Below are 25,262 nucleotides of genomic sequence, written 5' to 3' on the forward strand. Positions count from 1 at the left end.
TAGCTCGGCATGACGTATTGTGTGGCCATGGGACTGGAGCAGGGGTTGGTCTTTGCGGCTGATTCACGAACCAATGCCGGAGTAGATCAGATCGCTACCTACCGTAAACTTCACAAGTTTGAAGTAGCAGGCGAGCGCGCTGTTGTGATACTCAGCGCGGGCAATCTGGCAACGACTCAGAGTGTGATCAGCCTGCTTAATATGCGTTTGGGTAGTGATCGGCCTAATCTTCATGGCGTGTCTTCCATGTATGATGTTGCCAGTGTGGTGGGCAGCACGTGCCGGGAAGTGATTATGCGTGATTCTGGGCAAAGCCAAAGCAGCGTAAATTTTGGCAGCAGTTTCATTGTTGGAGGCCAAATACAAGGCGAAGCTCCACGCCTTTTTCTTGTTTATCCGGAAGGCAATTTTATTGAGAGCACTCGGGATACTCCCTATTTCCAGATTGGTGAAACCAAGTATGGCAAGCCAATCTTGGACCGTGTGGTGGACTATTCGCTTTCGCTAAAAGATGCAGCAAAATGTGCACTTATTAGCTTGGATTCTACTATCCGTTCTAACTTATCGGTTGGCTTACCCCTTGATGTGTTGCTCTACCAGAAAGACAGCCTCAGCCTGAATAATCACCACAATGTTACGGAGAACGATGCGAATTTTCGCGCCCTGGGTGAGGCATGGTCGCAAGGACTACGGGAAGCTTTTTCTTGTTTGCCCGATGTGCAGTGGTAAGTCATCGGATTGAGCCTACAAACCATTTTCCAGAGGCACCCCGAATACAGTTACACGTCTGCAGCAAGAAAGCGTTGGGCTACACTTCAGAAGAGGGTTGGCTGAGATTACTGGCTAAACCTGACCCTAGTATGGCGAGGGGGAGTCCTGCTGTGGGGGACTGGCGTGGTCAAAAAGCGAAATAGAGATGGCCGCACCCTGGTTTGGGTGCGGCTTCTTAGTATTAATACGCGCATTTATTGCAGATGTTGCATGTTGGATGAGTGTTGCCTATCACTTATCCACATTATCGTAAAACATGTAGCGCGCTGTTTCGTATTGGCCTCGGGCAAGATCAAATAGTTGCTTAAAGGCTTCAGGATGTTGCGCGGCTTCGTCATGGCTGGGGGTGTCACTATGCAGATCATGCAAGGTGGCATTGCTGCCATCAGCATTCATCCGGACTAGAAAATCTTTTGTCACCATGCCGTAGATTGGACTGGGGCCTTCCCTCAGCACCACAAAATTGGCGCGATCGCCTTCGGGAGCAGGAATTTGGAAGTCCCGACCAAGGGTGGTGTTTGGATATTGCAGCCCTAGCATACCGGCTATGGTGGGGAGCACGTCCACTAGGCCTACCGATTCCTTGATGACCCTGGGTTTAAGATACTTGGGGGCATACAGGATGTGTGGCACATGGTTGCTTTCTAATTCCAGCTGATCCATGGCCGGCATGTGTGGCAAGGTGGTGATTCGATTACTGTGATCGCCGAAGAATACGAAGATGGTGTTGTCGAAGTAATCGCTTTCTTTGGCCCATTGCATGTATTTACCCACGTTGTAATCCAACAGGCGTACTGCGTTGAACTGGGCTGCGCTTCGGAAGCCAAATTTGGCCAGCTCTTCATCGGATAGGTCCGTGCGGGCTTGGAAGTCACCGTTATTCTCAGGAATGGTGAAAGGCCGGTGGTTGCCTGCGGTTTGGATAAAGGCAAAGAAGGGTTGATCTTCCGGTAGCTCAGCGAGAATTTGGTTAGATTCCCGGAATAGGTTCAGGTCGGAAATGCCCCAGACGTCCACGTCCGGGGATTGCCAGTCACCTTCTTCATGCAGTTCGAGTCCGTCGATGGTTTGCTGTACGAAGCCATCCAGATTTGCCCAGCCGGCATTCCCGCCAATGAAATAGAATTTTCGGTATCCCTCAAATGCGTTCAGCACTGTGCGTTGGTGACTGGTCAGAGGGTTGCGACTGGCGCTTTCAATTGGAGCCACATCTGGGATACCGGTAAACGTGGCCCATATCGTTTTGGCGGTGCCAGTTACTGGGACATAGAAATGCTCGAAACGCCAGCCATCGTGGCCCAGTTGATCTAGGTTCGGGGTGCTCTCAACGGGTAAACCGTAGCTGCTTACACGGCTGGCGCCCAGTGACTCAAGCATGATGAAGACCACATTAGGGGGGCGGTCATAATCAAGCTTGTGACTCTGTACATCCATCATGCGCGTAAAATTCAAATCCTGACGTTGATGTTCGGGGATGCCAAGGTGATCGGCAATCAGGGGGTAATACTCGGTAACTTTATCCTCATCAAAGGGGGAAACAGGAATGACCAGCGTGTCGCGAAAGTAGAGAACAGGATTGAGACCCAAGGCGCCGATAGCCCGGTCTCCGGAGACAAAGGCTTCACTCCAGCGAAGCGGAATCGGGTTGAGAATGTTGATGTTGCTGACTCGACCAAGAATGGCAAAGAAGAAAAGAGTGAAGCAAACCAAAAACCCGGCAGTGGCCTGTAGCCAAGAAATTTTTGTGGCGGGTCGTTGCAGTAACTTGTGTTCGGCTATTCTGGCAAGCCAATAACAAGCCGCCACGCCGGCAATTAAGCCCAAGGTGATCCAGATTACCGGATAACTTTCCCAGACCATCAAGGTGGAGTCTCGAGTGTCTTGCAAGAAACGCAGGGCAGTCACGTTGAGCCGTTCGCCTAAATAGGCATAGTGGCCAAAATCAAGAACGTAGGTGAGACCGAGCAGGACCAAAACAATGATCAGGTAGCTATGGGCAAGAAACCGCATCAGGCCGCTGTTTAGTATGTTAAACCGTGGCAGGTATGCCAAGGCGGCTAACGGCAGCATTATCAGCAGGGCGAGTCGCAAGTCAAAACGCAGTCCAATGCCCAAGGCGCTAAGCACGGCTTCAGAGTCTACGGTCGTTGATGATGGAATTTCTGAAAAGCCAAAATAAAAGACGACACGTAGTACAACCATCAACGAGAAAAAGAGGGCGGTGATGGCCAGCAGATACTGCAGACGTCGGGATTTCAACCAGGTCATGTCATTGTCTCCATACTGGCGAAACTAAAAAAGGGGCGCCTATGCTACCGGCAAGGAGGAACAAGCGCATGGGAAAACACATTTTTTGGCTGTTTTATGTGCATTGTTGCTGGTTATGGCGCCGTTAATCCTCTTTGAGCCGGCATAATGACTTTTACTGGCTTCGCAGGAATGGTAAATAAAGCACCGCAAATTCAAAACACGCAGAAGTGAGAGACCATGACATTCGATGAGATTCTAGCCACGATTGATGGCCAGGGTAACGCCACGTTTCCAGAAGGGTGGGGGCAGGGCCGGACCTTATTTGGTGGCCTGGTGGGGGCGGTGCTGTTTGAACATTTAGAAAAAACCGTGGCTCGCGGGAGGTTTCTACGTAGTTTTTCTCTCTCTTTTGTCGCCCCTGCGGTGCCGGGTCCGGTGGCACTAGACGAGACTGTGTTTCGGGAAGGCAAATCCGTTATGCAGGCCATGGTCTCCGCCCGTCAAGGAGGGCAGGTGGTGGCGGTTATGTTGGCCAGCTTTGGGGCCAGTCGCCAATCCAGTGTAGTGGTAGAAGGGCCATCGGCCCCAGTGATGAAATCTCCAGAGCAGAGTATTTCGGTACCGTTTATCAAAGGATTGACGCCGGATTTTTTTTCCCATTTTAATATCCATTACGCAGAAGGCATGCCGCCGTTCAGTGGCAGTTCTGAGCCCGATTACGGTGGTTACATGGGGTTTACTGTGCCGCCGGAAACCATGAGCACCGCAGCGCTGATTGCATTGGTGGATACCTGGGCGCCTTCAGTTTTACCTCTGCTCAAAGGGCCAGCACCCGCCAGTTCCTTGACCTGGACCATGGAGCTCTTGGATGACCCTAGTGTCCACTCGCCGGAGACTTTATGGCAATATCGGGTAAACACGGACCAATGCAGTGATGGCTATGGTCAAAGTCAGGCGGTGGTTTGGGATGCTGCGGGTAAGGCTGTGGCGTTGAGTCGACAAACCTTTACGGTATTTGCATGAAATCGGAACTGGTGCCACTCACGGCGCGGACTTTAGGTAAGCAAGTGCCTCGTCGTGGGCACTGGCTGTTGGCGGCGCTAGGGCGGCTGATTTTGACTGTTATGGGGTGGCGTATTGTTGGTGATTTGCCCGATACGCCTCGGGCAGTTTTGGCGGTGGCGCCACACACGTCGAACATAGACGGGGTCATTGGTATCAGTGCTATTCAGTCTTTGCGCTTGGATGTGCGCTTCATGGGTAAGCACACGTTGTTTAAAGGTCGTCTTGGGCGGTTCATGTACTGGCTGGGCGGCATCCCTGTGAATCGAGAAAGTGCCAGGGATGTGGTGGACCAGACGACGTCGGTGATGGGGGAAACACCATTTTGGCTTGGGCTAACGCCGGAGGGGACGCGTAAAGGCGCCAAGCGTTGGAAAACCGGGTTTTACCGTATTGCTGAGCAAATGCAGGTGCCGATTGTCGTGTTAGGTTTCTGTTACCGGCGCCGGCAGGTCCGGATTGTAGATTGCTTTCTGCCGACGGGCGATATTGATGCTGATATGGCGCGAATGACCGCGTCGTTGGCGGATATTGTTCCGCGCAAACCTGCGCAGTTATCCGCCCCGCTGAAAGCGGAAAAAGCTGCTCGCGGCATTGATTGATTCAGACGTTGGCAGTTTTGCCGGACTGATCAAGGAGATGCTGGCGGTGCTGGGCGGATTGTAGCGAAAAGGATAGGGGGTGATGTAGTTCGCTGATAAGTGTTTGCTGTTCCTGATCGAAACCTTCGAAGTTGGCAATTTCTATGATGCCCAGAGGGTGGTCTCCTTGGATCAGTGGCCAGAGTAGCACAGCTCCTGGAGGACTTTTCCCCTGCCCGGTTTCCAAATCCAGATAATGTTTTGGGACCTGATGTTGTTGTATGAGCAAACGTTGATTCAGAGCGGCGCCGAGTAGCCCTTCATCGGAGGGTACTACCTCTCTGGCCTGCGCTTCGCCACTTAAGGCCCAGCTGGCTTTGCGAATAAGCTGATTACCTTCAAGCATGTAGGCTGCGCCAATTTTCGCACCTACGTGCTGTACTAAATAGCCCAGCACCCGTTCGAGTAATTGCGAGGGAGTCAGATTACCGGCGATTTGCCCCATAAAGAGATTGAGCTGCTGCTGTCGGTTGGCGTCTTTCTCTGCCTGTGCGCGCCAGCGGTTCAGTTGTGCAGATTCGTGTGCTAGCAACAAATTGTTGGCGAAGTTACGCCGGGCGCTGATGTCGAGAATATAACCGTTCACTGTGCAGATCATCAGTGGAATGGAGAAGGATAGCATTATTAACAGAAGATGAATGTTGAGCGCTGTAATCACGCTAATCGCGAGGGCAAACACCGCAGCGATGATGGCGGTAATTAAGGTTTGCCGTGGTGGCAAGCGTAGAATAGAGAACGCGATAATAAGTAGGTAGATGCTTTCAAAGGATGAAACTTGCCCTGGGAAGCTACTATTGAAGCGAATGCCCCCCAGAATGGTGCCTGAGAGTGACAACCACAAAGCCAGATACATGACGATAATGGCGTAGGGGCGCAACCAGTCTAAACGGGTGCAGGACCAGAGGCCTACCAAAGCCACGGCAATGGGGTACACACCATAATTGCGCCAGGCTGCCATTTCCGGTGTTTTTACTATTAGGGTAACGGGCACTACCACGAGCAGGTAAAGGCCAAGCATCAGATAGATTGAGCGATTGATCAGATCCAGTGTGCGGTCATGAGAGTGTTGCTTATAGCGTTGTTCTAGGTCGCGATCAAACTGAACCATAAAGGTATTGAGTGCATCGCGAAGAATGCTTTCCTGTTGTGGGTCGATGGTCTGATCGGTCTGGAGTTGCTCTGCGTCGTTCATGACGTAACCTGATTATTCTTTGTTATGTTTTTGTTGCCCGCGCTTATGTTGATTCCGATACGATCACAGCGCACTATTTCCACTGGAATCAAGGCGCATACTATGGGTTTTTTAATCGCTCCCTAGTGCTACCTTATACAACAATGCCCACATCTGACAGGAAACATCATGACCGATACTGCCCGATTTGAACAAGCCCAGAAAGATGTTAAAACCCTTGATAGCAAACCGTCCAATAATGACTTGCTGTTTCTTTATGCCCATTTCAAGCAGGGCAGCACGGGCGATGTGTCTGGCAAGCGCCCAGGAATGATGGATATGGTGGGACGTGCCAAGTATGACGCTTGGGCCAAGTTGAAAGGGTTGAGTGCGGACGAAGCCAAAGGCAAATATATCGACAAGGTGGACGCTTTGTTGAAAAGCCATAAAAGCTGATTGCTTACCGTGGTGAGTGCGTCATGCACTCACCATCCGCTATTCCCTAGCCTGTATTGCCTTTAGGGTTTGTTTTGTCGTAACCCGTTGCACATCCCGCGGCCAAGTATTTGTCCACGTTTTTACCCCGCTAACGGGTCTTTTCAGGGTGTTGTGCTTCTAGCGTCGGACGTTGGCGCATAGAGGTTGAGCACGCTAGGTGCATTCGAGCGCCTGTTAGGGGCATTTCGGTGCGATCAGTGATTTCAGCAAAGTCCGTACCCTCCGCCAACGGTTGACCAGCAAGGAAATAAAAATTAAAGCGCACCCCGCCAGCTGGATCCAGGTCATGTGTTCGCCGAACCAGGCTGCCGCAATTAATGCTGTCCACATGGGTTCCAGCACCATAATCACTACACCGTGACTGTTTAGGGAAAGGCTTTGTGCATAGGTCTGAACCAGAAAACGCAGCGCTGTGCCAATGCTGGCACTGAGCACAATCCACATCACCAGAGTGGGGGTCATCGACGTAAACACCGGAACCCAGGGTTCACTGAAGGCTGACAGCGTACCGGTCACCAGAGCCACCACGGCCAACACGACGGTAGTCAGTGCCATGGCCGGTATACGTGGGTGTTCGATACTCTCACCGCTGGCTGATTGGATGGCGATAGTATTGGCCGCGCGAGTATTGAGGTTGAAGTACAGTGCAAAGATGGTCGCGGCGGCCACAAAACAGAGCTGGCCCACATCTAGATGCAACCCTTGCTCAAGTGATAGTAGGGCCAAGCCTCCGGCAGCGACAGGCAAGGCCAGCCAAGTGCTGGTGGGCACCGTTTCGGCAAAGACAATACGGGCAATCACTGGCACCAGCACCACTCCCAAGCTGGTCAGGAAGGCGCCTTCGCCCACGTGATCACCCACCGCTAGGCCGACAATCCAGAAACTCATCGCGGTGCCGAATACCAGCCCCACGCGCGCGCTGCGTATCAGCTGCTGGCGCGACAGCCGGCGCAGCTGGCGATGGGCTATGCAGCCTAGCAGCACAGAGGCTAGCAGAAAGCGCAGTGACATGAACAACAAGGGAGGCATGGCCAGTACGGCTTCTTTGGAGAACATCCAGCTGATGGCAGCCAGAAGGGTGACCACTAGAAGCAGCAGGTCGGCTTTATAAGCTTGGCGGATAGTCACTGAGCAGGGTTCGCAGTTGAGACAGACCGGCGATGGTAGCACAGGCGTGTTGGCGGGTAATGGCTGGTGAAATGTCGCTTTGATGGTCAGAGTAGGTGGCGTCGCACAACACAAATGACCGATTGTACGAGGACAATGGATGTTTGCAGCCTGGAAAAACTGGCGTGATGCCCGACGCGTTAAGAAAATGGGCTATACCCGCGAGGAGTGGGAGGCCGCTGTGGCGGACTGGCCATTAATGGTTCGATTTGAGGGGCAAGAGCGGCAGGCATTGTTTGATCTGTCGCTGCGTTTTCTGGCCCGCAAAAGCATTGCGTCTGGCGGCGGCTTTGCCTATACCGATGCCATGTGCCTGAAAGTGGCCACCATGGCTTGCGTGCCGATTCTCTACCTAGGGTTGGACTGGTATGACGGTTGGTACACGGTGATTTTGTATGAGGACGCGTTCATTCCTAATCGCCCTCATTTCAGTGAGGATGGCGTTGTTCATACTCGAGGTCCGGTGTTGGCTGGAGAGGCTTGGCACCAGGGGCCGGTTATTCTCTCTTGGGACGCGATTGAGGAGGCTTGTGCCCCGAGCAATCAAGCCAGTAATGTGGTGATTCACGAGATGTCCCACAAACTGGATATGCGCCGCAATGGTGCCAACGGCAGGCCGCCACTGCATACCGGGATGAACCCGAAGCAATGGCATGAAACCTTTACCGCATGCTGGGAAGAGCTGCTGAGCGATTATCAGCACCACCGGCACATGCCGGTGGATGCCTATGCGTTGACCGGCCCGGGTGAATTTTTTGCGGTGTGTAGCGAGGCGTTTTTTGAAGGGCCGGATCAGCTTTACAAGGACTGGCCGGCGCTGTACCGCTTGTTGGCCCAGTTCTATCGGCAGGGAGAGCGATAATGAAGTTTATATTCGAAGTGAGGGTGAAGCCTGGCTTTAGCGTGGATGAGTATGCTAAGGGTTGGGTGGAGGCCAGTGAAATTATTCAGCAAAGTGCTGGGGCAAAAGGGACTTACCTGCACCGCAAAATTGGCCACTCTGATACGGTGCTGGCCATCGCTCATTGGGAGAGCAAGGCACACCGTGATGCTAAAGACGATAGCCGTAGCGCAAAGGTAAAAGCGATTTTGGAAAAGCACGCCAAGGTGGTTGAGGTCAGCGTAATCGGCGAGTACGACGAGCCGCAGTGGCAGGTGTTGCCGCCGAGAAAGGTTTAGCGGTTTCGTCGAAAGTAAACAGGGCAGGGAGACGCGAGTAGCGAGCACCCCTGTGCAGTAGTAGTAGCCTACAACAGGGGCGGTTGCTTTAGGAATCAGCCTTCCGGCAGGGTGATATTCAACTCTAGAATTTCACACCCGGATTCCCGGTCTACCTGGACGTTCACGGCGTCTTGGTCCACAGGAACATATTTGCGGACCACCTGAAGCAGCTCTTCTTGAAGCTGCGGCAGATAATCTGGGCCACCGCGTGTGGAGCGTTCGCGGGCCACAATGATCTGCAAGCGCTCTTTCGCCACTGATGCCGTGTTCTGCTTTTTGGGAAGCAAATAACTAAAGATGCTCATCCGTTAGCCTCCAAACAGACGGCCGAATAGACCTTTCTTATTCGTGGTGATAAAGCGATGCGGTAATTGCTCGCCGAGGAAACGGGCCACGGCGTCGCTATACGCTTTTCCTGCATCGGAATCCGTGTCCAGAATTACCGGGCTACCAGCGTTACTGGCATTGAGTACGGCCTGGGATTCCGGCACTACGCCGAGTAACTCGATGGCAAGGATTTCCTGCACGTCTTCCACCGAGAGCATCTGCCCGTTTTCCACCCGTTCCGGGGAGTAGCGGGTCAGCAACAGGCGGGCAGGGATATCCCCATCACCCTGTTCGGCGTGGCGAGTCTTGCTGGCAAGGATGCCGATGATGCGGTCGGAGTCCCGCACGCTGGAGACTTCCGGGTTGGTGACGACGACGGCTTCGTCGGCGAAATAGGCGGCCATAAGGGCGCCTTTTTCGATGCCGGCGGGGCTGTCGCAGATGATGTAATCCATCTGCATGTCGTCACGCAGGGCGTTTAGTACGCTTTCCACACCTTCGATGGTAAGGGCGTCCTTGTCGCGAGTCTGAGAGGCCGGGAGGATGAACAGGTTGTCCACCTTCTTGTCCTTGATCAGTGCTTGCTTGATGTTGGCATCGCCACTAATCACGTTGACCAGATCATAGACCACACGGCGTTCGCACCCCATGATCAGGTCCAGATTGCGCAGGCCTACATCGAAATCAATCACAGTGGTTTTAAAACCGCGCAGGGCAAGGCCTGTGGCCAGCGCTGCACTGGTGGTGGTTTTGCCGACGCCACCCTTGCCGGATGTCACGACCACGATCTTCGTCACGCTCTTCTCCTTACCTTCATGTTTCATACACGCTAGTTCAGCGCGGTAAAATGCATCGCATCGCCCTGCATGCATAGATGCACAGGCTTGTTACGGTATGACTCGGGCAGGTCTTCGGCTACCCGGTAATGGCCGGCAATGGATACCAGTTCGGCATTCAGTTGCTGGCAAAAAATACGCGCGCTGGTGTTGCCGCGAACACCGGCCAGGGCGCGGCCACGCAAGTTACTGTAAACGTGGATGTTGCCGTCGGCCATGATTTCGGCACCAGTGCTAACCGGGGCCAGCACAATCAGATCGCCACGGCTGTAAACCTGCTGACCGGAGCGGACCGGCTGGTCGATCACCATGGTTTCAACGTGTTGTGCTGCGGGCGTGGCTTCGGGAGCGTCCTCGTTGCTGGCCGGTGCAGGTTCAGTGCGTCGGGGTATATCACGGCCGCCTGCTAGGCTTAGGGTGCCTAGGCCTAGCATCGATGCGGTATCTGCATCTATATGTTCACTGCGGGCCAGAGCCACCAGGTTGACTCCCAAGCTACGCAGGGTGTCTACGGCCGCCATCAGAGCCACAGGGTCGTTGTCCAGCTCAGGGCTGACATCAATCACCACAGGGGCATCCTGCAGCCACTGGGCGGCATCCTCCAGACGTTGGCTCACCTGCTGGTGAAGCACGTTGGTATCCAGGTTTTTCAGCTGGAGGACCGTCATCATTAGCATGCGGCCCTTGAATTCGATTGCGGTTTTTTCTTCGACGACTGCTGTCATTACTGACCTGTTGTCCGAGGGGCAAAGGGAGGCGAAATAGTGCTCCGGGCCCGGTGGGGCGTAATTTGGGCAAGACTAGACGAAAGCGACCATGCGTAAAAGCACTAAAAGGCTGATCTGAATGTTAAATCTGTTTGAAAACGAGCGTGAGGGGGATTAACTGCTGGAAAAAGCGGCATTTTGGCGAAGAATGCGAGTGTTGCGATTTTGTGAAAATGAGCACTGGTTAATGTTTGTGTGGGCACGAGCGCACGGCTTTCCCTTTCAAGATAGCGCTCTTTAACTCGGTATGATGGGGAGAAGGAGAGGGGCACAGTGGTGTTGGCCACTGCGCCCCTTAGGGGGGTTATATCATTGGTCGTTCGGCGTGTACTTGCACCTCCTTCAGATCCTTGTCAAAGGCGTCGGTGAGCAGGCAATCGTAACGCATGGCGTCGTACTCATTGATGGCCTCCACCTGGCTCTCATTGATGATGCCTTTGCGCGCCGCATCCTGAAGCTTTTCCAGTACGGTCTTGCCTTCCAGCTGACCTTTGCCCTCTGCTTTTAGATACGCTAGGAATCCAGGCTCCACTTCCAGTAGTTTGTTGAAGGTGGCTTCTACGCGGCCAATGGAATCTTCCGGGTCCTGGGAGATATAGGCCGGCTCTGCCAAGGCATCGCGTACTGAGCTGGGTTCCATGATCATTTGCCCAAGAGCGCGGATTTGGTCATCGCTTGGGGCTTGAGCCTTGCAGGGTCGGCCCAGCGGGAAGAACAGACGCTTAAGCACACGGCCGATACCGAAAAAACCAAAGTTGCTGGTGAAGGCCTCTAGAGAATCGTGGGCTCGACTGAAAGCCAAGCGCAGGGCGTAATGCGCGTGGGCATCGTTTGCCTCGTCGCGGGGCAGAGTGGCGTGATACTTGAGAATCGCGCAGGCGATCAGCAGCTGGCTGTGTACATCCCCCAGGCGAGCAGACAGCAGTTCGCGCCGCTTGAGGTCGCCGCCGAGCAGGGCAAGGGCCATGTCCGAGGTGCTGGCCAGCACTGCACTGTAACGGTTGATCAGGCGATACCAGGGAGCACTGAAGGCATCAGCATTGCCCGGAGCGTCGGACAGGTAGGGGCTGGCTAATGCTTGGGCAATGGCACTGCTGATATTACCCAGAGTATGACTTGCGTGTGAGAAGAACAGAGCATCAAAATCCTGCAGCCCCTGCTTTTTATCTTCCGCCTGAATGGCTTGCAGTTCATCGTAAAGGAACGGGTGACAACGCATGGCCCCTTGGCCAAAGATCATCAACGAGCGGGTGAGAATATTGGCGCCTTCCACGGTAATGGCAATAGGCGTGGACTGATAAGGCAGGGCCAAGAAGTTCCTTGGACCGAGTTGAATGCCACGCCCGCCAGCGATATCCATGCCGTGGTTGATCAGCTCGCGCATCATTTCGGTGGCATGGTACTTGGCCATGGCCGTAACCACAGACGGAGCGCCGTCTTCCAGTGAGCGAGTTACCAGATGACGGTAAGCTTCCAGGGTATAGGCCAGTGCCGCCACATTTGCAGAGGCTTCCTGCACCCCTTCGAATTCACCTACGGCCGTATTGAACTGGCGCCGGATGCGCCCAAAGGCGCCGGTCATGCGGTAGCCCATTTCGCCACTGGCCGTGGCCAGTGCAGGCAGAGAGACGCCGCGGCCAGCACCAAGACACTCAATCAGCATGCGCCAGCCTTTACCGGCCATATCCGGCCCCCCGATGATGGCATCCAAGGGTACGAACACATCTTTGCCGTTGATGGGGCCGTTCATGAACGGTGAGCCGGGGTAGTGCCGGCGACCGATTTCCACCCCTTTGGTATCGGCGGGAATCAGCGCACAGGTAATGCCTAAGTCCTCGGTATCACCGAGCAGCTTTTCCGGGTCATACAGTTTGAAAGCCAAGCCGACGACTGTAGCTACGGGGGCCAGGGTGATCCAGCGTTTGGCGAAGTTCAGGCGCATGCCCAGCACTTCCTTACCGTCAATCTTGCCTTTGCAGATGACCCCGGTATCGGGGATGGCCCCTGCATCGGAGCCGGCTTCTGGCCCAGTGAGCCCAAAGCAGGGGATCTCATCGCCCTTGGCGAGACCGGGCAGCCAGCGGTCTTTTTGTTCCTGGGTGCCGTATTCGGCTAGCAGTTCACCGGGGCCAAGAGAGTTGGGCACCATGGCGGTGACGGCGGCAGTAAGCGAGCGGGTTGCGATTTTGCTCATGATGCGACTTTGCGCATAGGGTGAAAAAGCTTTGCCGCCATACTCGGTAGGAATAATCAGGCTGAAGAAACCCTTGTGCTTAAGGAAATCCCAGACTTCCTCAGGCAGGTCGCGCAGTTCGTGGAAAATTTGCCACTCATCTAGCATGTCACACAGTTCAACCACTTCATTGTCGATGAACGACTGCTCTTCTTCGGTGAGGGAAGTGAACTGGATATGGGCAAATTTTTCCCAGTCTGGCCGGCCGGAGAATAGGTCGGCCTCGAACCAGGTGGTGCCCGCTTCAATGGCTTCCCGTTCGGTATCGCCAATGGCAGGCATAACCTTGGCCAACGCGTTGTAGACTGGTTTAGTAATAAATTTTTGGCGCAGGTCCACGTGGTTAAGCACGGTGACGCCAGCAGCGAGCAGAATGAGGGAAAGGGGGTGGAACAGCCAAGATGCGAGGAAGCCGCAGAGCAGCCACACGATAACGAAAACGGCACTGCCAATGCCTCGGCTGATTTGCTGATAGAAGAGGGTCATCAGCGTGGCAATTAACAACACAATAGCCAAGAGGCTAAGCATGGTGATCTCCTTTGCCTGGGGTGAATGCCTTCCAACATGCGGCTATCGCCCATGGAGAAGGTATGAAACCGTTACCATGAACTGCAAACCACACATCTAATTTCAGTCTAACGCGCTAACGCCTCAGGTTGCACAGGGTTTAACCAGATTTAATCTGGACGATAGCTTACACTTGGTACCACTTTGAATGCGTTTTCAGGAGCATAGCGTTGCAGCCAAACAGCCCTATCATTGAAGCTACCGAGCAGAATATTCAGCAAATCCTTGAACAGTCCCAGCAGATTCCGGTGATCGTGGGTTTCTGGGCGAGTTGGAGCGAACCCTGTCAGCAGATGGCGCCAATCCTAGAGCGCCTAGTCAACGAATATCAGGGCAAGGTGATTCTGGCCAATGTGAATGCCGATGAGCAGCAAATGTTGGCCAGTCAGTTTGGTGTGCGCAGCCTGCCCAGTCTCAAACTGGTGTTTCAAGGAAAGTTGGTCAGCGAGTTGGATGGAGCCCAGACCGAAGGCGCGATACGCCAGTGGTTGGCTCCTGTGGTGGACCCCGAAGCCGCACAGCAGCAACAGGAAGAAGGGTTTATCGAGCAGGTGCGTATGGCCATTGAAGCCGGCCACACCGAGCAAGCAGAAGGGGCATTGCGCCAGACGCTGGAGCAGAGCCCAGACAAGCATGCCATTCGCGCCTTGTTGGTAGAACTGCTGTTGGGTGAAGGCCGTCTGGATGATGCCCAGTCGGTGCTGGCACAAGTGACAGAAGATGCGGAGCCTCTACGGCCGTTCCGGGCGCGCTTTGCATTGTTGGATAAATTGGAAGGTGCAGGGCAAAGCTTGGCGGATTTGTCTGCCCGTATTGCCGACAAGCCGACTGCCGAGGATCTTTATGCCTACGGGCTGCAGGCCGCTGCCGCTGGCCAGTTCAAGCAGGGGCTTGAGGCGCTGCTGCAGCTGCTCTGCAACCACAGTGATTTCCGCGATGGAGTGGCGCGTAATGCGTTGCTAGAAGTGTTCGAATGCCTCCCTAAAGGCGATCCACTGGCCAGCGAATATCGCCGTAAGATGTTTAACTACCTCTACTAATCTATCTGCTTACTGCGGGTAACGGGATCTCCGTTGCCCGTCTTGCCTACTTTTTGTGCCGGATTGCCGCTCAGAATGGCCCTTTGTCCTTTTATTGTGCATGCCGGGCATCCCTTCCGTTTTATGGCTCTTTATTCGTTAACTCAATGCTGAATGTGTGCGCCGGTGGTGCGCATGGCTGAGTTAATGTTCATTTGTGGTGCGAGATAAGTTTGGTTAGTCGCTAACCACTTGAAATGGTGCGCACTATTATGTGGCATGATTATTGAATGCTCCTTGCCGGTGCAAATTTCCGGCGCGTGTTGTGTTGGTGCATGAGGACAAGGAGAGAGGCAATGAAAATGCTGACAGCGGTGGTTAAGCCGTTTAAGGCCGACCAGGTACGTGATGCCCTGGCCCAGGTGGGGGTACAGGGAATGACGATTACCGAGGTAAAGGGGTTTGGCCGTCAAAAAGGGCACACTGAACTGTATCGGGGGGCGGAATACGTGGTGGATTTTGTTCCCAAAGTGAAGTTGGAGTTGGCGGTCAGTGATGAGCAGCTGGACCAGGCCATCGACGTCATTATGAAGGCCGCGGGGACGGGCAAGATTGGTGACGGTAAAATTTTTGTGACGGATCTTGAGCAGGTTATCCGTATCCGTACCGGAGAAATTGGCAGCGAAGCCATTTAAGGGGCCCATAATGAAAAAATTGATTGCTGTATTGTTGATGCTGCCCTCGTTGGCTCTGGCCGATGGCCTGGATACCGGTGACAGCGCCTGGATTCTCACTGCCACCGCGTTGGTGTTATTTATGACGCTGCCGGGTTTGAGCCTGTTCTACGGTGGGCTGGTACGCAGCAAGAATATCCTCTCGGTGTTGATGCAGTGTTTTGCTATTACCTGCGCTGTGTCGCTAGTGTGGTTGGTCTGTGGTTATTCTCTCGCTTTTTCCGATGGGGGCAGCATGAATGCCTGGATTGGTGGCTTGGACCATGTTTTCTTTTCTGGAATCAACCGCGATACCTTGGAAGGCACCTTACCGAAAAGTTTGCATGGGTTGTTTCAGATGACCTTTGCGATCATCACCCCGGCGCTGATCGTCGGTGCCTTTGCCGAGCGTATGCGCTTCGGTCCCATGCTGGCGTTTTCTATTCTCTGGTTGTTGGGTGTGTATATTCCTGTTTGTCATTGGGTTTGGGGCGGCGGCTGGTTAGCCGATCTGGGGCTGTATGATTTTGCCGGAGGCACCGTGGTGCATATCACCGCCGGTGTGGCGGCGTTGGTGGCAGCGGTGGTGCTCGGTAACCGTAAAGGCTTCCCCACCCAAGGCATGATGCCGCACAACATGACCATGACGGTAACCGGTGCCGGCATGTTGTGGGTGGGCTGGTTCGGCTTTAACGGTGGTTCTGCGTTAGCCGCCAATGGTGATGCAGCCATGGCGATGCTGGTAACGCACATTTCTGCCGCCGCCGGTTCACTGGCCTGGATGACCATGGAATGGAAAAAATTCGGTAAGCCGTCTGCTCTGGGCATTGCCACGGGCATGGTTGCAGGGTTGGGAACCATTACCCCGGCGTCGGGCTTTGTTAGTCCGGCCGCTGCGCTGGTGATTGGTCTATCGGCTGGCGTGATCTGTTTTTACATGGTGATCTTTGTTAAGCACAAGCTGAAAATCGATGACTCCCTTGATGTTTTCCCTGTCCACGGTATTGGCGGCATCCTTGGCACTTTGTTGGCAGGGGTGTTTGCCTCTACGGAGTTGGGTCTGTTCTCCGGCTACGGGTTTGCCAAACCGGAATACACCATGCTGGATCAGCTGGGTGTGCAGGCGTTGGGTGTGGTGGCAACCTTTGTGTACACCGCCTTGGTGACGTGGGGCTTGCTCAAGCTGGTAGGCTTGTTTGCACCGTTACGGGTCACCGCCGAGGAAGAGACCCAGGGCCTGGATATTGCGTTGCATGAAGAGCGCGGTTATGACCTTTGATTACAGCACTGAAATCCGATTATCAAGCAACCGATAAGCTCGGAATTTTGCCAGGCTTTTTTGGCCTGTAAGGACTCATCTGCGGCTATTGCCACCCTCTGAGCCTTTCTATAAGGTACGGGTAAGTTTCGAACGCTCGTTTGAATTGGCTCGCAGCAACAAAGACTGTGCCAGCCCTGTGAGAGGGGGCGTCGAAGTTACATCGATAGGTTTAAGGAGAAACGAAAATGAGCCTCGAATTTTTGTCTGACGAATGGTTTGCAAAAGTAAAAGAGATCCGTGAAGGCGCGGGTAACCTTGAAACGCCAGCAGCGTTGGCTGACTTGGTGATCAACATCAGCGTTAATGCTGATGGTGACGATAAAAAGCTGGCTTTGGTTGGCGGCATGATTGAAGAAGGTCATCACGCTGACGCTCCGACTACCATGATTCTGCCGGCCGACTTGGCCAAGCGCATCTTCATCGAAGGTGACCAGTCTGCAGGCATGCAAGGCTTTATGAGCGGCCAGATTCGCGTTGAAGGCGACATGAGTAAACTGATGGCTTTGCAAACCGCACAGCCTTCTGCTGATCAGCTTGCCATGATGAAGCAGATCCAGGACGTGACTGCCTAATATTGGCAATCCGATCTGAAAAATGCCCGCCTTGTGCGGGCATTTTTTTGAAAACGCACAATGTCCCATGCTCGGGGCATTGTGCGCGTTAGCTATTCATATATCCGTTTCTCAATGTCATTCAGGTTCTGCAATGGCGTGCTTATGGTCACCGGGTGTACAGGAACCTGGTCTAGCCAGCCGTGCGCACTGCGCTTGCCTGCATCCAGATAATCACCCAGCGCTCCCTGCCAATGTTCGGCATATAAGGCCAAGCATAGCGGTTGTCGACGTAGTGTGTCGTGGACAACGCAGATATGCTCAGATGACGCCGAGGCCAGTAAACCCTCGATCATTTCAGCGGCTGGTTTTAGTAAGTCACAGGGCAGGCACAGGCACAGACCATGACTTGCGGCTAGTGCTGTTTCTAGTCCGGCCAGCGGACCGCAAAAACCTTCGCGTAGATCCGCAACGACTTCATCACCCCAAGCGTGGTAGCGGTCAATATTGCGGTTGGCGCTAATCACAATGCGGCTGGGACGAGGAAGGAGATTATCGAGCAGATGAGCGACCAGCGGCTTGCCGTCCAGTTCCACCAGTCCTTTGTCGGCACCGCCCATGCGTTGGCCCTGTCCGCCGGCCAGAATGATTAAGGTATAGTCGACCATATTGCCTTCTCGTCGTGCTCTCGCGTTGGGTTCTAGGGGCGAATCGGCTATGCTCTGCGCGCGCGTTGGGCGATGTTAACAGCTTGTATTTTGCCCGCCCCGAGTGCAGACACGTTTCAGGGAAATTATGTGACTACCGCCCGTAATCATCTTACCGATTTAGTGCGCTTTGCGCCGCTTCTGCCTGGGTATCAGCCCCGTGAACCGCAACTAGAAATGGCGGATGCGGTGGAAGACGTGATTGGCAGTGGTGCCACGCTGTTAGTAGAAGCGGAAACGGGCACCGGTAAAACGCTAGCTTACCTAGTGCCTGCACTGCTATCGGAAGGCCCGACGTTGGTGTCCACTGGCACCAAAAGCTTGCAGGATCAGCTGTTCTTTAAAGACCTGCCCATGGTCAAGAAGGCGCTGAACTTGCCGCGTAAAGTGGCGCTGCTAAAAGGGCGCGCTAACTACCTATGTCCGTATCGATTGGAGCTGCATCAAGAAGACGCCCGTTTTCTCACCCGTGAGACCGTCGGGCAGATGCAGATTGTGTCGCACTGGGCAGCGCGCACTCGCACTGGTGATATCGCTGAGCTGCAACAGATTCCGGAAGATGCGCCAGTATGGCCCTGGGTAACCAGCACCGCGGACAATTGCCTGGGAACGGAATGCCCCCGCTATAACGAATGCCCGTTGATGAAGGCACGTAAAGAGGCTCAAGAAGCAGACTTAGTGGTGGTTAACCACCACCTGTTTTTCGCCGATGCAGCGTTACGCGGCAATGGTGCCGCCTCGGAGTTGCTGCCCACCGCCAATACGGTGATTTTCGATGAAGCCCATCAGCTACCCGAAATCGCGGCGGCGTTTTTCGCCGACACATTGAGCACCAGACAGATTCAGGAATTGGGCCGCGATAGCCTGTCTGAAGCGGGCCATACCGCCGCGGATCTGGCGGAGCTAAATCGCCTAGTGGCCGCCGTAGATAAAAGCAGCATGGATTTGCGTTTAAGTCTGGGGGACGGCGAGCGCCGTGAGCCCTGGACGGAAGTGGCAGAGAATAAGGCGGTGATTGAGGCCGGAGAGGCACTGTTGCAGGCTTTGCAGGAGCTGGATGCATTTCTCGGACCGCTGGCCAAGGCGAGCCGGGGGATGGATGCCTGCTCTCGGCGCGCCAGTGAACAGGTGGATTGCCTGGCCGCCTACCTGAAAGGCGGGCAGCCGAATCGAGTGTACTGGTTTGAAACCTTCAAACGCTCTGTGGTCTTGCACAGCACGCCGTTGTCCGTGGCGGCCCAGCTGCGAGCCCAGCGTGAGCGCAACCCGTGTAGCTGGATTCTCACCTCAGCCACGCTGTCGGTGGGCGGACGCTTTGAACATATCCAGCACCGTTTGGGGCTGGATTCTGCCCGTACCCTTAGGTTGGAGAGCCCTTTCGATTTTAAGCGCCAGGCCGTGTTCTATGCCCCGGAAGGGCTGCCGGCGCCGAATGATAGCGAGTACACGGCGCAACTCACCGCTGCCATGGTACCGGTCATTAATGCAGCCAGGGGCCGCACTTTTTTCCTGTTTACGAGTCACAGAGCGTTACGTGAAGCCGCGGCTATCCTTCGCCAGAAGCTTGATTACCCTTTGTTGGTGCAGGGTGAGGCCGGGCGGCGTGAATTGCTTGATGCGTTTAGGGAAAAGGGCAATGCCGTGTTGTTGGGAACCAGCAGCTTCTGGGAAGGCATTGATGTACGTGGTGAAGCGCTCAGTTGTGTGATTATCGATAAACTGCCATTTGGTTCACCCGGTGATCCGGTGGCGGCGGCGCGCATCGAGCATATTAACCGCAATGGCGGTAATGCATTTCGTGATTACCAGCTTCCCCAAGCGGTGCTGGCCCTGCGCCAGGGAGCCGGGCGGCTGATTCGTGACCCGAAAGATACCGGGTTGCTGGTAGTTGCAGACCCTCGTTTGCTGACGCGTAGTTATGGCAAGTTGTTCGTTAACAGCCTGCCCAACATGACCCGTACCCGTAAGTTAGATGTGGTTCAGCGGTTTTTTGATTATCTGGCCGCTCAGGGCCAGGAAGCGGGAAAAATGGAATGATGACGCGACTACTTGCATTAGAAACCGCAGGAGAAACCTGCTCGGTGGCGCTGTTGGATAATGGCAGTGTAATCGAACGCTTTGAGCAAGCGCCTCGTCAGCAGACCGAGCGGGTATTGCCCATGGTTGAGGGGGTGCTGGCGGAGGCGGGTTTCCGGCTTGCCGATCTTGATGGCATTGCTTTCGGGCATGGTCCGGGTGCATTCACCGGTGTGCGGGTTGCGGCTGCTGTAACCCAGGGGTTGGCCTTCGCGGCGGATCTACCGGTGGTAGGGGTTTCCACTTTAGCGGCTTGTGCGCTGAGCGCGCAGGCACTGAAGGTGAATCCGCATGTTATTGCTTGTTTTGATGCGCGCATGGGCGAGCTTTACCTCGGCGCCTATGAGTGTGAGCCGGGCTCGGCTAATGCCGTGCTTTGTGATGGGCTTTTCAAGCCTGATGCTTTGCCAGAACTGCCGTGCGCTGAATGGATGATCGTTGGTTCCGGGTTGGTGTATCAAGACGCGCTGCGGGCGGCCTATGGCGCAAGCTTCTGCGTTGCTGACGCTCACCCCCGTGCGCAAGCTGTTGCGCAGCTGGCATTACCTGCATTCGAACGCGGAGAGGGTGTGAGTGCAGAACAGGCACAGCCGGTCTATCTGCGAGATCAAGTGATTCAGGGAGCAGTACGATGATCAACTGGGATCTTCCCAATGTGCATGAACTGACAGTGACCGTGCCTGCCGAAGCCATCGATGTGATGGGCCATGTGAACAACACTGAATATCTGCGTTTTATGGAGCAGATTGCCTGGCACCATACCACCGAGCTGGGGCTGGGTTGGGATTTGTATCAGAGGCTTAACCGGGGCATGGTGGCGCGCCATACCGAAGTGGATTATCTGGCGCCGGCTTTCGAGGGTGAGAACCTGAGGATCGGTACCTGGATCGTACAAAACGATGGCCGTATCAGCATTACGCGTCGTTACCAAATTGTGCGTGAATCCGACAGCCTAACATTACTGCGCGGGCGCACCCGGTGGGTGTGTGTGGCACTGGATTCCGGCAAACCACGGCGTATGCCTGTAGAATTTCTACAGGGCTATAAAGTGACGGCGGACGAATAGGGCACCGCCGTTTTCTAAATCGGGTCTGCGTAACCTCAAGCTGGTGCGGAGGCACGTTGTTTCAACGCACGTTTGGTTTCTAGCGTTACAATCAATAAGGACTTTCCATGGATTGGTTCCAAGCCTTGGTTCTTGCTCTGATACAGGGGCTTACCGAGTTTCTTCCTATTTCCAGTTCCGCTCACCTGATTCTGCCGTCCCAAATCCTCGGGTGGCCAGATCAGGGATTGGCGTTCGATGTGGCTGTGCATTTGGGGACCTTGCTGGCAGTGATGATGTATTACCGCCGTGATTTGATTGCCATGGTGGGGGGGGCCGGCCTAGCCGTTCAGCAGCGCCGGATGAATGATGACCTGAAGTTGGGTTTGTTGGTGGCGTTGGCCACCATTCCAGCGGTGGTGTTTGGTTTCCTCGGTGATGACTTTATTGAGCGTGAACTACGCTCAGCGTTGGTAATTGCTATCACCACGCTGGTATTCGGCGCGTTGCTATGGGCGTCTGATGCTTTTGGTAAACGGGAGTTTTCGTTGGCTAGGTTAGGCGTTGCAGGTGCCATTTTTATTGGCCTGGCTCAGGCATTGGCATTGATTCCCGGCACTTCGCGCAGTGGTATCACCATTACTGCGGCATTGGCGCTGGGCTATCGTCGTGAGGATGCGGCTCGTTTCTCCTTTTTGTTATCGATTCCGGTGATCCTTGGGGCCGGGCTGCTTAAAACCAAAGATTTGATCGAGCAACAAGTGGTGGTGGACTGGGGGATGATGGCGCTGGGCGTTATCGTTAGTGCGGTAACCGCTTACCTGACCATTGTATTCTTCATTCGCTTGTTGGAGCGCGTTGGCATGCTGCCGTTTGTGGTCTATCGGTTGATACTCGGTGTGGCCCTGTTGTTCTGGTTGGCATGAGGCAGAGTGAGTGGTTGGACACTGTGCTTGGGTTATTACCCGGTTGCCCGAAAGGTCTTCCGGGTTTCTGGGTTGAAAATGAAGCCCAGGCCAGTGGGCAGGCGCTTGAGCTGGTGCTTGGCTGGCATGATGATTGCCTGGGCCTGTGGCGTCCCGGTGGCAAGCAAACGCCGCTGACGGTCAGTTTCTGTGACGGCAAGCAGGGGTACCGACTCACCCCCGAGCGGGTGCGCCATGAGCGTCTGATTAAGGCGCTGGGCAAGCCCAAAGACGATCGGATCCGGGTGCTTGACGCCACGGCGGGGCTCGGCCGGGATGCGGCCCTGATGGCACAGGCAGGGTTTCAGGTGATGCTGGCAGAACGTTCGCCGATTCTTCATGCGATGCTTGCTGATGGTCTGCAAAGGGCTCCTGCCAGCCTTGTTGCGAACATGCAGTTGCTGGCCTGCGCAGACAGCAAAATTGCTGAGCCATCTGCTCTCCACGCGGTGTACCTAGATCCAATGTTTCCCGCTCGGGAAAAAAGTGCGGCGGTTAAAAAAGACCTGCAGTGGTTGCAGCGGCTTTGTCCTTACCCGGATGAAGTTGAGGAACAGCAATTACTGGATTGGGCGCGTGCCCTTGGCGCTTCTCGGGTGGTTGTCAAACGCCCGGTAAAGGCGGGTTTTTTAGCTGGCGTAACACCGTCTTTTAGTCAAAAGGGCAAGGCGGTACGTTTTGATATTTATACCTGCCCCTGAGCACAACCCTACAGGTAATGACGGTCGATTCTTTTGGGAAGACACCGGCCACCCACAAGAGATGGCCGGAGATGTTTAATTTGCTTCAGATGACGCAGTAAGCAGGTTGCCCAGATTGCTAACCCGTGTGACACGCTGGATAGCGTCACTGATATCCGGGCTGAGAATGCGACTGGCTTCGTCATCAAGGGCCTGCAGTTTTTCATCAAACTCCAATGCGCCACTGCCTCCCGGTGTCACCAAACCCGTGGAATAAAGCTGGGCAATAAAGTTCTTTAACACCACTTTGTCGAAAAATTCCGGGGAATTAAACTCATAAAGCAGAGATAGCCGCTGTGCGGTTTGGTGTGCCAATTCGCCTAGTTGATCGGCGGTGAGCATTCCGGAGCCGTATTGCACCAGCAGTCGAATGGTTAGGTAGTAACGCTCCAGCGACGGCATCACTGTCTGGCCAAGGTGATCGAGCATGTCAGATTCATGAGTGTGAATCGCCGCCCCGTGCAAACAATCATTCTCACGGGTAATTAGTTGCTCTTGCTGTAGGACGGTGACGATATTATTGACGGCGGCTTCCAGCTCTTCATCGTTTTGCCAGTGCAAAAAGTACTCGTTACGCAGGAAGGGGTAGAGCAGACGAACCATGCTTTGCAGTACGTCGATGCTGACCGAGCGAGCATTCATTACCAAAGAGCAGATTAGCCCGGGGAGAATGAAAAGGTGCAGGCTGTTGTTGCGTACGTAGGCCATCTGCAGAGCAGTTTTTTCATCGGTGGTCACCACGTCACCCAGTTTGTGTTCGATCCGGTCCAGGAAGTCATGCTCAAGGCCATACTGGATAATGGCATCGGCGTCGTCAGTGGCGAGCGCGGCGCAATCACTGTAGGGCGCCTGTTTAAGCAGAGAGATGTAGAGGTTGAGTTGTTGGCGAAGTTGAGCCACATCCATGGTGTGCTTGGGTGATGCAAGTAACGCTAGGCTGAGCAAGTTAACCGGATTGGCCACTGCGGCTGCGTTGATGGATTCCACCACTTCTTGGCCCAGCTCTGCGACTGCATGTTTAAACCAGGCTGGGTTTTCCCCGGGGGCGATCGTTTCATTGCGCCATTTTGGATTGTGCCCGTCCAGATAGTCCACCAGCTTAATAGGCTCCCCAAAATTCAGGTGCACCTGGCCAAAGTGGCTACGCAGTACAGACAGTGACTTCATCAAGCCGCCCACCGATTCTTTTTGCTTTTTTTTGCCGTGCAGTTCGCCGATATAGGAGCCAGCTTCAATCACTTTTTCGTAGCCCACATAGACAGGCACAAAGGCAATCGGCTTGCGCGAATCGCGCAGGAAGCTGCGTACGGTCATGGCCAGCATGCCGGTGCGGGGCTTAAGCATGCGACCACTGCGGCTGCGACCTCCTTCTACAAAATATTCAATGGAAAAGCCGCGTGTGGTAATCGTGTGCAAGTATTCGCTGAATACGGCGGCGTATAGTGGGTTGCCACGGAAGCTGCGACGCATGAAGAAAGCGCCACCACGGCGCAGGACCGTTCCCACGATCGGCAGGTTCAGGTTAATACCCGCGGCAATATGCGGTGGAACCAAGCCGTTACGGAACATCACAAAGGACAGCAGCAGGTAATCTATGTGGCTACGGTGGCAGGGCACATAGATAACTTCGTGATCGCCGGCGACCTTGGTCAGGTTGTCCATATTGTAGAGGCGAATGCCTCCGTATAGGCGGTTCCATAACCAGTTTAAAAACAACTCAAGGGTTCGGATCACGGTGTGAGAATAGTCTGCTGCAATTTCCATGGCATAAGCGCGGGCCTTGGCTTCCAGCTTTTCTTCACTAAGGTCTTGCCGTTTCGCTTCAGCGCTAATGACTTCACGCACCGAGATGGAATCCACCACAGTGTTAGTCAGGGTACGCCTGTGCGACAGATCTGGCCCGATGGCGGCTTCCTGTTGGCGGCGGAAATGGACCCGCAGGATGCGTGATGCTTTGCGAACGGCTTGATCGTCAGTCTGGCACTGGTCGACTAGGGTACGTAGTGACAGGGGCTGACTAAACTGAACGTAGAGCTGCCGTCCCTGAGTAATGATGATGAAGAATTTCTTGATGAAACCGGCGGGCGACCAGTTATCGGAGAACAGGATGCGCCACATTGAGTTCTCTTTTTCCGGCCGACGGCCCCAGAACACAGATACCGGCACCAGCTGAACATCCGCGTCGGGGTTAGCGCGCAGGACTGCGACCAGTTTTTCCAGACGGGGTGGTGAGACTGCGCGCCGCTGACGGCGGTTACCTATTTGCCGACGGTACAGCTGGAAATAGCTATGGTGAAGGTGCGTCTTGCCCAGCGTTAACCCTCGCAAGGCAGAGGAAAGCCCTAGTTGTCGGGCACTTTGGTCTGCCACGGCGGCATCCGCGGCCGAGCGGTCACTGAGCACATACACCACCGGTGTGTTGGCGGCGAGTTGGAGTTCCTTGGGGTCTGAAGGAAGTGCATTAGCGCGGGTGCACAAGCGTAAAAATATACGTATCAGGAAGAAACCTAGTCGGTCCAGGCCAAGCCAAGGTGTCATAGTCGGTTACAATTAACGAATGGGAGCTAAGTGTATCGAAAGCCCAGAGTCCGGAACACTAGCGGATATTTCAATT

The 25,262-nt window shown here is 54.4% G+C and carries 24 protein-coding genes; 15 read left to right on the forward strand and 9 right to left on the reverse strand.

The genetic code is table 11. From position 1 onward, the window contains the following. The first annotated feature begins 9 nt into the window (after positions 1-9). A complete protein-coding gene (locus tag AS19_RS05875; protein ID WP_011588392.1) occupies positions 10-729 on the forward strand; it encodes a proteasome-type protease in 720 nt (239 codons plus the stop codon). Between the two features lie 273 nt (positions 730-1,002). Here AS19_RS05875 and AS19_RS05880 read toward each other — a convergent pair whose 3' ends face one another. Next, positions 1,003-3,039 (reverse strand): LTA synthase family protein, encoded by a 2,037-nt coding sequence (locus tag AS19_RS05880; RefSeq protein WP_011588393.1) that lies wholly within the window; start codon positions 3,037-3,039, stop codon positions 1,003-1,005. Between the two features lie 219 nt (positions 3,040-3,258). On the opposite strand from AS19_RS05880, the gene AS19_RS05885 reads away from it, so the two are divergent. Next, positions 3,259-4,044, forward strand: coding sequence for an acyl-CoA thioesterase II (locus AS19_RS05885; RefSeq protein ID WP_011588394.1), 786 nt, complete (start codon positions 3,259-3,261; stop codon positions 4,042-4,044). Then, on the forward strand, positions 4,041-4,685 hold the full coding sequence (locus AS19_RS05890) for a 1-acyl-sn-glycerol-3-phosphate acyltransferase (RefSeq protein ID WP_011588395.1): 645 nt from the start codon (positions 4,041-4,043) through the stop codon (positions 4,683-4,685). The genes AS19_RS05885 and AS19_RS05890 overlap by 4 nt, the downstream gene beginning before the upstream one ends. Position 4,686: 1 nt before the next feature. Here the strand turns inward: AS19_RS05890 and AS19_RS05895 are convergent, their stop codons facing one another. Next, the gene (locus AS19_RS05895; protein ID WP_046961829.1) at positions 4,687-5,916 is read right to left on the reverse strand and encodes a GAF domain-containing protein; all 1,230 of its coding nucleotides are present in this window, start codon (positions 5,914-5,916) and stop codon (positions 4,687-4,689) included. 168 nt (positions 5,917-6,084) lie between these two features. On the opposite strand from AS19_RS05895, the gene AS19_RS05900 reads away from it, so the two are divergent. Further along, complete coding sequence (locus AS19_RS05900; protein ID WP_011588397.1) at positions 6,085-6,351, forward strand: acyl-CoA-binding protein; 267 nt, start codon at positions 6,085-6,087, stop codon at positions 6,349-6,351. Positions 6,352-6,567: 216 nt separating this feature from the next. On the opposite strand, the gene AS19_RS05905 is transcribed toward AS19_RS05900, so the two are convergent. Then, positions 6,568-7,521: a DMT family transporter gene (locus tag AS19_RS05905; RefSeq protein WP_050731502.1), complete on the reverse strand. Its 954-nt coding sequence runs from the start codon at positions 7,519-7,521 to the stop codon at positions 6,568-6,570. Between the two features lie 139 nt (positions 7,522-7,660). On the opposite strand from AS19_RS05905, the gene AS19_RS05910 reads away from it, so the two are divergent. Both AS19_RS05910 and AS19_RS05915 read left to right on the forward strand, forming a co-directional pair. Continuing rightward, on the forward strand, positions 7,661-8,422 hold the full coding sequence (locus AS19_RS05910; protein WP_011588399.1) for a zinc-dependent peptidase: 762 nt from the start codon (positions 7,661-7,663) through the stop codon (positions 8,420-8,422). Then, positions 8,422-8,739 (forward strand): antibiotic biosynthesis monooxygenase, encoded by a 318-nt coding sequence (locus AS19_RS05915; RefSeq protein ID WP_011588400.1) that lies wholly within the window; start codon positions 8,422-8,424, stop codon positions 8,737-8,739. Before AS19_RS05910 ends, AS19_RS05915 begins: the two co-directional genes overlap by 1 nt. Before the next feature lie 95 nt (positions 8,740-8,834). On the opposite strand, the gene minE is transcribed toward AS19_RS05915, so the two are convergent. From minE to AS19_RS05935, 4 genes are all read right to left on the reverse strand, one after another. Continuing rightward, positions 8,835-9,086: a cell division topological specificity factor MinE gene (gene minE, locus AS19_RS05920; protein WP_011588401.1), complete on the reverse strand. Its 252-nt coding sequence runs from the start codon at positions 9,084-9,086 to the stop codon at positions 8,835-8,837. 3 nt (positions 9,087-9,089) lie between these two features. Further along, positions 9,090-9,905, reverse strand: a complete 816-nt coding sequence (gene minD / locus AS19_RS05925; protein ID WP_035458377.1) for a septum site-determining protein MinD — start codon at positions 9,903-9,905, stop codon at positions 9,090-9,092. A 32-nt stretch (positions 9,906-9,937) separates the two neighbouring features. Beyond that, entirely contained in the window at positions 9,938-10,669 is a 732-nt protein-coding gene (gene minC, locus AS19_RS05930; protein ID WP_011588403.1) for a septum site-determining protein MinC, read from the reverse strand. A gap of 346 nt (positions 10,670-11,015) precedes the next feature. After that, positions 11,016-13,472 (reverse strand): acyl-CoA dehydrogenase, encoded by a 2,457-nt coding sequence (locus tag AS19_RS05935; RefSeq protein ID WP_011588404.1) that lies wholly within the window; start codon positions 13,470-13,472, stop codon positions 11,016-11,018. A gap of 209 nt (positions 13,473-13,681) precedes the next feature. On the opposite strand from AS19_RS05935, the gene AS19_RS05940 reads away from it, so the two are divergent. From AS19_RS05940 to AS19_RS05955, 4 genes are all read left to right on the forward strand, one after another. Further along, entirely contained in the window at positions 13,682-14,551 is an 870-nt protein-coding gene (locus AS19_RS05940) for a tetratricopeptide repeat protein (RefSeq protein WP_011588405.1), read from the forward strand. 335 nt (positions 14,552-14,886) lie between these two features. Next, positions 14,887-15,225 (forward strand): P-II family nitrogen regulator, encoded by a 339-nt coding sequence (locus AS19_RS05945; protein WP_011588406.1) that lies wholly within the window; start codon positions 14,887-14,889, stop codon positions 15,223-15,225. 10 nt (positions 15,226-15,235) lie between these two features. After that, positions 15,236-16,522: an ammonium transporter gene (locus AS19_RS05950; RefSeq protein WP_011588407.1), complete on the forward strand. Its 1,287-nt coding sequence runs from the start codon at positions 15,236-15,238 to the stop codon at positions 16,520-16,522. A gap of 227 nt (positions 16,523-16,749) precedes the next feature. Beyond that, positions 16,750-17,136, forward strand: coding sequence for a hypothetical protein (locus AS19_RS05955; RefSeq protein ID WP_011588408.1), 387 nt, complete (start codon positions 16,750-16,752; stop codon positions 17,134-17,136). A gap of 92 nt (positions 17,137-17,228) precedes the next feature. On the opposite strand, the gene AS19_RS05960 is transcribed toward AS19_RS05955, so the two are convergent. Then, entirely contained in the window at positions 17,229-17,783 is a 555-nt protein-coding gene (locus tag AS19_RS05960; protein ID WP_011588409.1) for an NTP transferase domain-containing protein, read from the reverse strand. Positions 17,784-17,912: 129 nt separating this feature from the next. On the opposite strand from AS19_RS05960, the gene AS19_RS05965 reads away from it, so the two are divergent. From AS19_RS05965 to AS19_RS05985, 5 genes are all read left to right on the forward strand, one after another. Continuing rightward, entirely contained in the window at positions 17,913-19,859 is a 1,947-nt protein-coding gene (locus AS19_RS05965; RefSeq protein WP_046961831.1) for an ATP-dependent DNA helicase, read from the forward strand. After that, the gene (gene tsaB / locus AS19_RS05970; RefSeq protein ID WP_231860983.1) at positions 19,856-20,533 is read left to right on the forward strand and encodes a tRNA (adenosine(37)-N6)-threonylcarbamoyltransferase complex dimerization subunit type 1 TsaB; all 678 of its coding nucleotides are present in this window, start codon (positions 19,856-19,858) and stop codon (positions 20,531-20,533) included. The genes AS19_RS05965 and tsaB overlap by 4 nt, the downstream gene beginning before the upstream one ends. Beyond that, a complete protein-coding gene (locus AS19_RS05975; protein ID WP_011588412.1) occupies positions 20,530-20,964 on the forward strand; it encodes a thioesterase family protein in 435 nt (144 codons plus the stop codon). Before tsaB ends, AS19_RS05975 begins: the two co-directional genes overlap by 4 nt. A gap of 107 nt (positions 20,965-21,071) precedes the next feature. Then, a complete protein-coding gene (locus tag AS19_RS05980) occupies positions 21,072-21,869 on the forward strand; it encodes an undecaprenyl-diphosphate phosphatase (RefSeq protein ID WP_011588413.1) in 798 nt (265 codons plus the stop codon). 23 nt (positions 21,870-21,892) lie between these two features. After that, on the forward strand, positions 21,893-22,609 hold the full coding sequence (locus AS19_RS05985; protein WP_231483347.1) for a class I SAM-dependent methyltransferase: 717 nt from the start codon (positions 21,893-21,895) through the stop codon (positions 22,607-22,609). Between the two features lie 75 nt (positions 22,610-22,684). Here AS19_RS05985 and plsB read toward each other — a convergent pair whose 3' ends face one another. Next, positions 22,685-25,186 carry a glycerol-3-phosphate 1-O-acyltransferase PlsB gene (gene plsB, locus AS19_RS05990; protein WP_011588415.1) on the reverse strand — a complete coding sequence of 834 codons (2,502 nt, stop codon included), beginning with the start codon at positions 25,184-25,186 and terminating at the stop codon, positions 22,685-22,687. Positions 25,187-25,262: the final 76 nt, after the last annotated feature.

Source organism: Alcanivorax sp. NBRC 101098, assembly GCF_001010505.1.
In the GTDB taxonomy this organism is placed as follows: Bacteria; Pseudomonadota; Gammaproteobacteria; order Pseudomonadales; family Alcanivoracaceae; genus Alcanivorax; species Alcanivorax borkumensis.